This is a genomic window from Streptomyces poriferorum, from assembly GCF_019399235.1.
Lineage (GTDB): Bacteria > Actinomycetota > Actinomycetes > Streptomycetales > Streptomycetaceae > Streptomyces > Streptomyces poriferorum.
This window is the reverse complement of sequence record NZ_JAELVH010000045.1, coordinates 25,916-36,186: the sequence shown is the minus strand read 5'-3', so window position 1 is coordinate 36,186 and position 10,271 is coordinate 25,916. Positions and strand designations below refer to the sequence as shown.

8 protein-coding genes are annotated in these 10,271 nt (G+C 70.6%); 1 reads left to right on the top strand and 7 read right to left on the bottom strand.

The features are described 5' to 3' along the window. The 5 genes from JGS39_RS11065 to JGS39_RS11045 all read right to left on the bottom strand — a co-directional run. Positions 1-2,040, bottom strand: a 2,040-nt coding sequence (locus tag JGS39_RS11065) for a glycoside hydrolase family 9 protein (protein WP_236065715.1), incomplete at its 3' end; no start/stop codon positions are given. A 143-nt stretch (positions 2,041-2,183) separates the two neighbouring features. Next, a complete protein-coding gene (locus JGS39_RS11060; RefSeq protein ID WP_219568662.1) occupies positions 2,184-2,420 on the bottom strand; it encodes a hypothetical protein in 237 nt (78 codons plus the stop codon). 7 nt (positions 2,421-2,427) lie between these two features. Then, positions 2,428-3,105, bottom strand: a complete 678-nt coding sequence (locus JGS39_RS11055; RefSeq protein ID WP_219568661.1) for a TNT domain-containing protein — start codon at positions 3,103-3,105, stop codon at positions 2,428-2,430. Between the two features lie 140 nt (positions 3,106-3,245). Continuing rightward, on the bottom strand, positions 3,246-5,063 hold the full coding sequence (locus JGS39_RS11050) for an ATP-binding SpoIIE family protein phosphatase (RefSeq protein ID WP_219568660.1): 1,818 nt from the start codon (positions 5,061-5,063) through the stop codon (positions 3,246-3,248). A gap of 166 nt (positions 5,064-5,229) precedes the next feature. Beyond that, a complete protein-coding gene (locus JGS39_RS11045; protein ID WP_187284885.1) occupies positions 5,230-5,391 on the bottom strand; it encodes a hypothetical protein in 162 nt (53 codons plus the stop codon). A gap of 286 nt (positions 5,392-5,677) precedes the next feature. On the opposite strand from JGS39_RS11045, the gene JGS39_RS11040 reads away from it, so the two are divergent. Then, complete coding sequence (locus tag JGS39_RS11040) at positions 5,678-7,579, top strand: ABC transporter ATP-binding protein (RefSeq protein WP_219568659.1); 1,902 nt, start codon at positions 5,678-5,680, stop codon at positions 7,577-7,579. A gap of 94 nt (positions 7,580-7,673) precedes the next feature. Here JGS39_RS11040 and JGS39_RS11035 read toward each other — a convergent pair whose 3' ends face one another. Beyond that, on the bottom strand, positions 7,674-8,558 hold the full coding sequence (locus JGS39_RS11035; RefSeq protein ID WP_219568658.1) for a PepSY domain-containing protein: 885 nt from the start codon (positions 8,556-8,558) through the stop codon (positions 7,674-7,676). Positions 8,559-8,636: 78 nt separating this feature from the next. After that, the gene (locus JGS39_RS11030; protein WP_219568657.1) at positions 8,637-10,034 is read right to left on the bottom strand and encodes an APC family permease; all 1,398 of its coding nucleotides are present in this window, start codon (positions 10,032-10,034) and stop codon (positions 8,637-8,639) included. Between the last annotated feature and the right edge of the window lie 237 nt (positions 10,035-10,271).

Sequence of the window (10,271 nt, the reverse complement as noted above, 5' to 3'; positions counted from 1 at the left end):
CCGATCAGGGGTACTGGTGGGGTCGGGGGTCGGCTCCGGGTCCGTCCCGTCCGGCGCACTCCCCCACTGCGGCGCCGCACCTTCCAGCAACACGATGTGAGGTGCGTCCACCGGTGTGGTGCCGGGGGTCGTGGCCGATGAGGGGTAGGACCAGTCGTTCGCCGGATTCCAGGCCCCGGCAGACGTGATCCGGAACTGCACCTCCTTGCGGTACGCCGACTGACCGGCCGGGGCGATGTCCGTAGCGGAGCAGTCCACGGTCACGTAGTAGACGTCGCCCGCCTGGTGCGTGGGGCCGGTCACCTCACCGCACTGGTTGTAGTTGGTGGTGAAGCTGATCTGTCCGGGCGTGACACCGGGCTCCAGCGTGAAGTAGTACCGCATGGACGCGTCGGTGAGGGCGCGCGCCGGCCAGGCGGACCGGTTGACCAGATACGCCTTGATCTCGGTGAAGTTGCTCCCCGCGGCGTTGACCGAGGCCTGGACGGACATCTCGGGCCCGTCCGGTGTCTCCTGCCGCGGGAAGCCGGTGAGAGGGGCGCCGCCGTACTCGCCGTAGAGCCGGGCCAGTGCGCCGGTGAAGGCCGCGTTGTAGTCGGTGGCCACCTCGTTGTTCACGTAGTTGGAGCGGTCGTCGGTGTACGTGTCGTCCGCCGCGCTGGGGCCGCCGACCAGTGCTCCGTACAGCGTGTGCCGGCTCTCCACGGGGTTGTTCATCTGGTCGGTCCACGAACCGTGGGCGGTGCGGTGGTGCGGTTTGGTCGGCGGGTTGCTGCCGAATCCGACCATGTAGCTCGACTTGCGCGGGTTGTCGCCGAGCGCGTAGTCGATCTGGCGGACGGCGAAGTCGTGGTAGCGGGCCTTGCGCGTGGTGTCGGTCAGCCAGTCGGAGTAACTCAGAGCGACGAAGGCGGTGTTCGCCGCGTACCGCAGCGACCCCCAGCTGTCCAGCACGGCCTGGCCGCCGGGCGAGTAGGCCACCCGCTGCCCGTTGACGCCGACCGTCCACCAGTCGAGCCAGCGGTTCGCGTCGTCGACGTACTTCTGCTTCCCCGTCAGCTGCGCGAGCAGCACGTACGCCCCGTAGGAGCTGTCGTCCCAGGAGAGCGTCCAGCGGTAGGACCGGGTGCTGCTCTGCGGCTCGGTCGAGAGGTTGTCGTAGTACGACTCGGCCTTGGCCAGGTACGAGGCGTCTCCGGTGGCCTTGTACAGCCAGATCGCACCCCAGACCAGCTCGTCCTTGTACCCGCTCCAGGAGTTGTAGTACGCCTGCGCGTCGGTGATGCAGTCGCTGTACTTCCCGCGGTAGGTGTCCGCGAAGGCGTACAACTGCTTCGCGTGGGTGATCAGCTTCGTGGCGTACGCCGGGTCGCTGCCGGCGAACACCATGGACGAGGAGGCCAGGGCCGCGGCTGTCTGGCCGGCGAGATCGGTGCCGGGGCAGGAGGCGTCGATCTTGTAGGCGGGCCGCTTCATCGGCATCACCTCGGCCGGTCCCCACCACTTGTGGTCGTCCCCGCCGTTGCCCACCTGCCCGTAGAGGACGTTCGGGGACGGATGGGCCTTGAGGAAGTAGTCGTTGACGAAGCGGAGGTTGTTCCTCAGGTACGGAAGCTGGCCCGAGGCCGCGTAGGCGTCCTCCTGCTCCGCACCGCCCCACGCGAGCATGGTGGTGGAGAAGGCCATCGGCAGGCCGAACTTGACGTGGTCGCCGGCGTCGTACCAGCCGCCCGTCAGATCCAGGCCCACGTCCTTGCCGTCATCGAGAGCGGAGTCACCGCGCCAGCCGACCCGGTTGGTGCCGGGGAGCGTGCCCGACTGCTGCGCCTCGTAGAACAGCACCGACTTCTGCAGCGCCTCGCCGTAGTCGAAGGCCGGCGCGGCAGCCGCGTTGCCCGGCAGGGAGAGCGGAAGCAGCAGGCCGGCGCCGAGCGCGAGGGCCAGAGCGATGGCGCCGGTGCGGCCGGGCCGGGGGGCCGGCGGGCCGCCGCCGGCCCCCCGGAGTCGTCTTCGCAGTTCGGCGAAAGTGAGCGAGCGCAACGGAACAATCCCTTCCGTACGTCGGTGGGGGCGCCGGCACCGCAACCAAGTGGGAGCGCTCCCATGAGCGTTGCTCATGAAGCCAGCTACCGAGGGAACCTGTCAATACTTCTGACAGGAACACCTCAGCAATGCGCTTCGGTCTACGGAAGGAGCAACCTGAGCAGGTGCGCGCACGCCTGCGCTTCACCCGGATGCCGGGCGATCACCTCGTACACGCCCCGTTCGTACGCACCGGTCTCCCACCCCCCGTCGGACGCCTGCCTCAGGAACAGGAAGTCGGTGGGGGTGGGGGCCGGTTCGTGGACCCCTTCGATGCGGTAGTAGCCGTCGGCCACACCCGCGGCGCGCAGCGCGTCTCCCAGTTCCCGGCGGTCCACGACCGCGTTACACGCCGGCGGGGGTCAGGAAGTCGTGCTCCAGCAGCCACTTGACGTTCAGCCGCTGCCCCTCGCCCGGGTCGAGGAAGACGGCGTCGAGCTTGATCTGCTGCCCGCCGCCGGGCTGTTCGAACCACGGCGCGATGCTGCCCTGCCACACCCAGAACGGCTTGGCCACCTTGTACACGCGGTAGTCGCAGGCGACGGCCGCGTCCCGGGTGTTGAGGTTCTGCGGAGGCAGCGCACGCTCCGCGTACGCGTCACCGGCCGGGGCCAGGTAGGCACCGTACTCGGATCCGAAGCGGTCCAGGCGCTGGCCCGGGCGCAGCTTCACGGGCTCCTTGTCGATCTCGCCGTTGACCTCGCCGAAGCCGTCGTTGGGCGGGTACTTCCAGCTGCCCGTGTCGGCGGGCCCTTCCCAGTACTTCTTCAGGAAGGCCTGCGGGGCGAGGTCTCCCGTGCGCTGGTAGCCCTTGAGGAGCGGGCCGACCGGGGCGAGCTTCCTGTTCGGCAGCCACTTCGGGCCGAGGCGCGCGTCGTCACGGAACTCGCCGGTGCAGGGCTCGTGCCGGGCCGCGGCGCCGGCCGTCGGGTCCTCCGGCTTGGCGGCGGCGCCGGCCGCCGGCGCCGTGATCAGTCCGGCAGTGATGCCGAGAGCGGCAAGTACGGTGCGCATGCGGTGCATTCAGGGTCCCCTCAGTGCTGACGATCAAAGCCGAGGTGACACAGGGTATCCGCATGACCACCCAACGGGTTCACGGCATGCCGTGCCGTTCCCGGGTGGGTGGGCGTTGTCGGTACAGGGCGGGGCGCACCGCCCCGGCGTCAGTCCGTCGTGGTGTCGCCGGTGTCCGCGGGGGGTGCTTCGGTGAGCGCGAACCAGGCCGTCTTTCCCTCGGGCTCAGGTCGCACGCCCCACTGGTCGGCCAGGATGTCGAGCAGCATCAGTCCCCGGCCCGACGAGGCGAGTTCACCGGGAGTCCGCTGATGGGGCAGTTCGTCACCCCGGTCCATCACCTCGACGAGCAGCCGTCGATGGCCGGTCTCGCCGGTGACGTAGGCGTTGAGGGCACCGTCCTGGTCGGTGTGGACGAGTACGTTGCCGAGGAGCTCGGTGGTCAGGAGCACCGCGGTGTCCACCTGGTCGGGCCGCGCCCAGTCGTGCAGGAGAGCCTTCAGTTGGGCCCGCGCCTCGGAGAGCCCCTCGCCCTGGTCCTGGCCCACGGTCAGCATCAGCCGGCGGCGGCTGACCTCCGCCCGCGACTGTCCGGGGTCCCGGCGCAGAAGCAGCAGCGCGATGTCGTCGCCGTCCCGTGCGGTGTCGCCCTCCCGGGCCCGGGACTCGGCGCTGAGAACAGTCGCCATCAGACGGTCGGCCATTCCTTCGAGGTCCTCGACGGGGCCGGGCGAGAACGCGTCACGCACCCGGACCCAGCCGGTGTACATGTCGTGACCGCCGTTCTCGATCAGCCCGTCCGTGCACAGCATGAGGACCTCGTCGTCGTGCAGCCGCACGATGTCGACGGGGTAGTCCTCCTCGCCGGGCATCAGGCCCAGCGGCAGGCCCCCGCTGATGTGCTTGATCAGGCAGGTTCCGTCGGGCGTGCGCAGTACCGGGTGCGGATGCCCGGCCCGTGCGATGTGCAGGTCGCCGGTGGACGGGTCGGCCTCGATGTAGAGGCAGGTGGCGAACCGGTCCTCGTCGAGGGTGGTCAGGAAGCGTGAGGCGCGTGCCAGTACGGCATCCGGGCCGTGCCCCTCCGCGGCGTACGCGTGCACGGCGGTGCGCAGCTGGGCCATCAGACCGGCGGCGTGCACATCGTGGCCCTGGACGTCGCCGATGACGAGGGCCAGCCGGCCGTTGGGCAGGTCGATGCTGTCGTACCAGTCCCCGCCGACCATGAGCCCTCCCCCGGTCGGCACATAGCGCGTCGCCACGCTGAGTCCGGTCATGGCGGGGCCGTCCGTGCGCATGCTGAGGCGCAGGCCGCGGGAGAGTTCCAGTTCGGCCCTGCTGGCCCGGGCGCGTTCCAGTACCTGGGCGAGCATGCGTCCGGTCACGGTCAGCAGCCCGCGCTCGGCGGCGCTGAACTCCACCGGCGCGCGGAAGGCGGCCAGCCACACTCCGGTGACCCGTCCGGCGGTCACGAGCGGAACGAACGCCCACGCCTCGCGGTTCTTGCCGGCGGACATGTGCCAGGTCGCCGGGAAGCGGCGGCGGTACTCCTCCTGGGAGGCTAGATACACGGCCCGGCCGGTTCTGGCGACTTCGGCGGCCGGGTAGCCGGTCGTCTTCGGCATCCGGAAGCCGTGGTCGGCTCCGCCCGGCCGGAAGCCGTACTGCCCCAGCACGCTCAGGGTCCCCTCGCCTAGGCCGAACACGCACTGGCCGTCCAGCGGGAATTCGGGGGCGTACAGGGCGGCCACGAGCTTCAGCGCGTCGTCGAGCGAGTCCGCCTCAGCGACGGCGTGCCCGGCGGAGAGCAGCCGGGAGTCGCGACGCCTGGCCTCCTCCGTCCCGTCGGCGGGCGCCTGCGGGGCCCGGGGGCCGGGCCCGGGCGCCTCCATGCTGTTCAGGGCATCGATCTGGCCCAGCTCGGCCTCGAACCCGTCCGGCGGCGGCTCATGCCGTTCACCACCCATCCGGCGTCCCTTCGTCGCGATGTCGTCGCCGACNGCCGTGCCCCGCCGTGACGAGGGAAATCAGGGGGGGGAGGCGGCGCCGCGAGGCATCCGGGAGGGACCGCCCCAGCCGCGGGCTCACCGCCCGGTCACCGGGCCGGCGCCGAGCGAAGGCAGTGCCCCGCCGCTACCGGTAGGCCGCGGCCCGGCGGACGTCACTGAAGTCGATGGCCCGGTCGGCCTCGCGCAGCGTCTCCTCCGCCACCCGGCGCACCTCGGCCGGCACATCCCCGTGTTCTTCCACGAGTCCGGCGTAGATCGGTGCCTCGGAACTGTCGGTGAAACTCACGTCGCACTGCCTCAATCGTTTGTGTTTGCCATCGTTCGGCCGGAAACAGGGGCCGATTCTACGTGGTCCGCCCGCACGGCCGCAGACTGCACCGGGTATTGGTCGCGCACCCTGCCGACCTGCGCTCTTGCCGGAATTCTTGATCTTCGGGGCCGCTCCCGCACTGCCCTTCCGCGGAGATCTGTTGACCTCAAGTCCGCTTGAGGTCATAGCGTTCTCTCTGCGCCCCGGTCCGTGTCCGGCCACGGGGAGCCGCACACGCTCTTTCGCACCCCGGAGGCACCGCATGAGTATGGAAGTCACCGCCTGGTCGTCGCTGCACAGCGCGATGAACGCACAACAGGACCGCAGACCGTTCTCCCGGGCCACGGTCCGCAGGATCGCCGCCTTCGCCCGGCCGCGCCGGCGGGAGCTCTACCGCTTCCTGTTGCTCAGTATCGTCATGGCCCTGCTGGCGGTGGCGACTCCGGTGCTGGCCGGCCGGGTGGTCGACGCGATCGTCCAGGGCAAGGAGAGCGGCACCGTCATCCGCCTCGCGCTCCTGATCGCGGTCATCGCGGTGGCGGAGGCGGGGCTGGGCCTGCTGACCCGTCTGCTGTCGGCCACGCTCGGCGAGGGCCTGATCCTGGATCTGCGTACGGCCGTCTTCGACCATGTCCAGCGGATGCCGGTCGCCTTCTTCACCCGGACGCGTACCGGCGCGCTGGTGAGCCGGCTGAACAACGACGTGATCGGGGCGCAGCGTGCGTTCAGCAACACCCTGTCCGGGGTGGTCTCCAATGTGGTGACCCTGCTCCTGACGCTCACGGTGATGCTGACCATCTCCTGGCAGATCACCCTGCTCGCCCTCGTCCTGCTTCCGGTGTTCGTCCTGCCTGCCCGCCGGATGGGCTCCCGGATGGCGCGGATGCAGCGCGAGGCGGCCGCCCACAACGCGGCCATGGGCACGCAGATGACCGAGCGGTTCTCGGCCCCCGGTGCCACCCTCGTCAAGCTCTTCGGGCGGCCCGACGACGAGTCCGCCGAGTTCGCCGCCCGGGCGAGCCGGGTCCGTGACATCGGCATCCGCACGGCCATGGCGCAGTCCACGTTCATCACGGCGCTCACCCTGGTGTCCGCACTCGCGCTGGCGCTCGTCTACGGGCTCGGCGGCTACTACGCGCTGCGCGGCAGCCTGGAGCCGGGCGCGGTCGTGGCCCTGGCCCTGCTGCTGACCCGGCTCTATGCCCCGCTGACGGCGCTGGCGGGCGCCCGGGTCGAGGTGATGAGCGCGCTGGTGAGCTTCGAGCGCGTCTTCGAGATCCTCGACCTGAAGCCGCTGATCGCCGAGAAGGCGGATGCGCGCAAGGTGCCGGAGGGTCCGGTGTCCGTCGAGTTCGACGGTGTCTCCTTCGGTTATCCGTCGGCGGACAAGGTGTCGCTCGCCTCGCTCGAAGAGGTCGCGACGCTCGACTCCCGCGGGGGTACGGAGGTCCTGCACGAGGTCTCCTTCCGTGCCGAGCCCGGCCGGATGGTGGCCCTGGTCGGCTCGTCCGGCGCGGGCAAGTCGACGATCGCGCAGTTGCTGCCCAGGCTGTACGACGCCGATTCCGGTGCCGTACGCCTCGGCGGCGTCGACGTACGTGACCTGACCGCCGCCTCGATCCGCGAGACGCTCGGGATGGTCACCCAGGACGGGCACCTCTTCCACGAGTCGGTCCGGGCGAATCTGACCCTGGCCAGGCCCGGGGCGACCGAGGACGAGATCTGGGACGCGCTGCGGCGCTCCCGGCTCGACGGTCTGGTGGCCTCGCTGCCCGACGGCCTCGACACGGTGGTGGGCGAGCGCGGGTACCGGCTCTCCGGCGGTGAGCGTCAGCGGCTGACGATCGCCCGGCTGCTGCTGGCCCGCCAGCGTGTGGTCATCCTCGACGAGGCGACCGCGCACCTCGACTCCACGTCGGAGGCGGCGGTGCAGGAGGCCCTGGCCGAGGCGCTGGAGGGGCGCACCGCCGTGGTGATCGCGCACCGGCTCTCGACCGTGCGGGCGGCGGACCTGATCCTCGTCGTCGAGGAGGGCCGGGTGGTCGAGCGCGGGACCCACGCCGAGTTGCTGGCTGCCGGCGGCCGGTACGAGGAGCTGTACCGGACACAGTTCGCCGCGCCGGAGGCCGGACAGGCGCAGGGAGCACCCGTGGAGTCCGTCTGATCCGGTCCCGGCCATGAGCCGCCCACAGGAATGCCCCCGGTCCGTGCGAACCGGGGGCATTTCGTGCGTGCGGTGGTGCCGGGCCGGGCCGGGGTCAGTCGGTGTCGGTCTCCTCGGCGGTGACGGAGCCGGTGGCCGCGTCGACGTCCACCGTGGTCTCGTTCCAGCTCTTGTCCACGACGTCCACCGACCAGACGAGGACGTTCTTGTCGTTCTCGTCGAGTTCCAGGGAGGTGACGGTGCCCTTCTCCTTGTCCGTCGCCGCCTTGGCCGCCTGCTGCGGGGTCTGCTTGGCCTTGGCGACCCAGCCGGCCGTGCGGCTCTTGTCCTCGGCGTCCTGGCCGGTGTCCTCGGTGGACTTGACGACCTTGCCGGAGACGGCGTCGATGCGCACGGTGTGCTCGGTTCCGTCCGTGGCGGCGACCGTCGCGACCCACTCAGGGCCGGTGGCGGCCGGCGAGGCGGAGGCGTCGCTGGGCGAGGCGCCGGTGGACGTCGGGGAGGCGCTCGCGCTGCCGGACGGCGAGGCGCTCGCGCTGCCGGACGGCGAGGCGGTCCCGGACGGGGAGGCGCTCGCGCTGGGCGACGCGCTCTCCCGGTCGGTGTCGTCGTCCGACTTGCCCGGGCCCCGCAGGTCGAGATCGACCACCTTGCCGCCGCTGACGGCGCCTTCGGCCGTCGTGACGGCCTTGTCGAAGGTGATCTTGGTGGAGTCCAGGAGCTTCTTGCGGTCCTTCTGGTCCTGGGTCATCGCGGCCGTTGCCGACGCGCTCTTGCTGGCGCTGTACGAGGGCGTGGTGGTCCGCTCGGGAACGGCACGCGCGGCTTCCGAGGTGGCCGTGCCCGTCGATGTGTCGCCGCTGTCCTGGCCGCAGCCCGTGAGCAGGGCGGCGGCCAGGAGGACGCCTGCGGCGCCGGTGGCGCGCAGGCGCCGGGTGCGGAGGAATCCGTTGTTCTCAGGTGGGGAGTCACATGTCATGCCCGCATGCCTAACCGCATGGCCGGTCCGGCATGACGTGCCACCGCCCGGTGTCACCCGATCACCGGAGAAGCTGTCTCAGACCTGCTCGTCCTCGGGGATGCTCACCAGCCATCGGGTGGCGCGGCGGGGCCTCAGGTACAGGGCCCAGTAGAACGTGGCGACCGCGGTGATCCCGCCGGTCCAGAGCAGGTACTCGGTCTCCTGCTGGGTCAGGATGTAGGCGAGGACGAGGATGAGCAGGACCGGCACTGCGGGCCAGAGCGGCATGCGCCAGGCGGGTGCGTCGCGGTGGGTGCCGCGGCGGCAGAGCAGCGCGGCGACAGCCACCAGCAGGTACATGGCGGTGACGGAGACGCCGGTCACCCCGTACAGGGTGTCGAGGCTGACGAAGCACAGGGCCGCTCCCGGAATGCCCACGAGGAGCGTCGCCACCCATGGCGAGCCGAAGCGGCCGAGCCGGGACAGGGCCTGGTTGACCGGGGCGGGCCACGCCTTGTCCCGGGCGGAGGCGAACAGCACCCTGGAGTTCTGGATGACCATGACGATGCCGGCGTTGATGATGGCGAGGGCGACGCAGAGGCTGACGAACGTGCCCACGGCCGAGTTGGACCACGCCTCGACCATGCCGCTGAGGTCGCCGGAGGTCAGGGCCGCGAGGTCGGGGGCGCCCATGGTGATGGCGATGACGGGGACGAGGATGACGGCCGTCGAAATCGCGAGCGTGGCGAGGACCGTACGGGCCACGTTGCGCCGCGGGTCCTCCAGTTCCTCGGAGAGGTAGACGGCCGTGGAGAAGCCCTGAGTGATGAAGAGGGCGATGGCGAGCCCGGAGACGACCATCATGGCGGTGACGGTCGAGCTCGTGCCGCCCGGCGAGGCGACGGAACCGTGCACGAGCGCGTCGGCGCCCCGCGAGGAGTGTGCGAACCCGAGGACCGCCACGACACCGGCGGCGATCACCTCCAGCACCAGGAAGATGCCGGTGATCCAGGCGTTGGCGCGCAGGTCGAGGAGGCCCGCGAGGGTGGCGAGCAGCATGACGCCCGCCCCCGCGAGGGAGGCGGGGATGTGCACGAGCGGTGCGAGGTAGTCGGCGGTCCCCATGGCGATGACCGGGGGCACGATCATGACGACGAGCAGGGAGAGCACGAACACGAGCCAGCCGGCGAGCCGGCCGGCCATCGTCGACACCATGGCGTACTCGCCGCCGGCGCTGGGGATGAGGGTGCCCAGCTCCGAGTAGCAGAAGGCCACCGCGATACAGAGCAGCGAGCCGATGGCGATGGTGAGCGCGGTGTAGGTGCCGAGGCCGGCGAACAGGTCCGGAACCACCACGAAGAGGGTGGAGGCGGGAGTCACGCAGGAGAGCGTGAGCAGGGTCCCCCCGACGACGCCGATGGAACGCTTGAGCTTCTGCGGGGTGGGTCCGGTTGCGGGGGCGAGTGCCTGTGGAGCGCTGAGCGTGTCGGTCATCGAGTCGGGTTCCGATCAACAGGTGCGGTGTCAGAGCGCGGGAGCGGTATCGCCTCCGGACGAGGGTGAGAAATGGTTCCGGTGCTCCCAGCGCGTCATGCAATACCGACGCGTTCCGCAGGTCAATAGCAGTTTTCCTTCGGAATTCGTCGCCTGGAGATCATTGATCAACGGTTTTTCGTCAAGATCGCGTCAGGGCAACGGGATAGGCCGCTGCGGGAACCGCAGTGCGGCCGC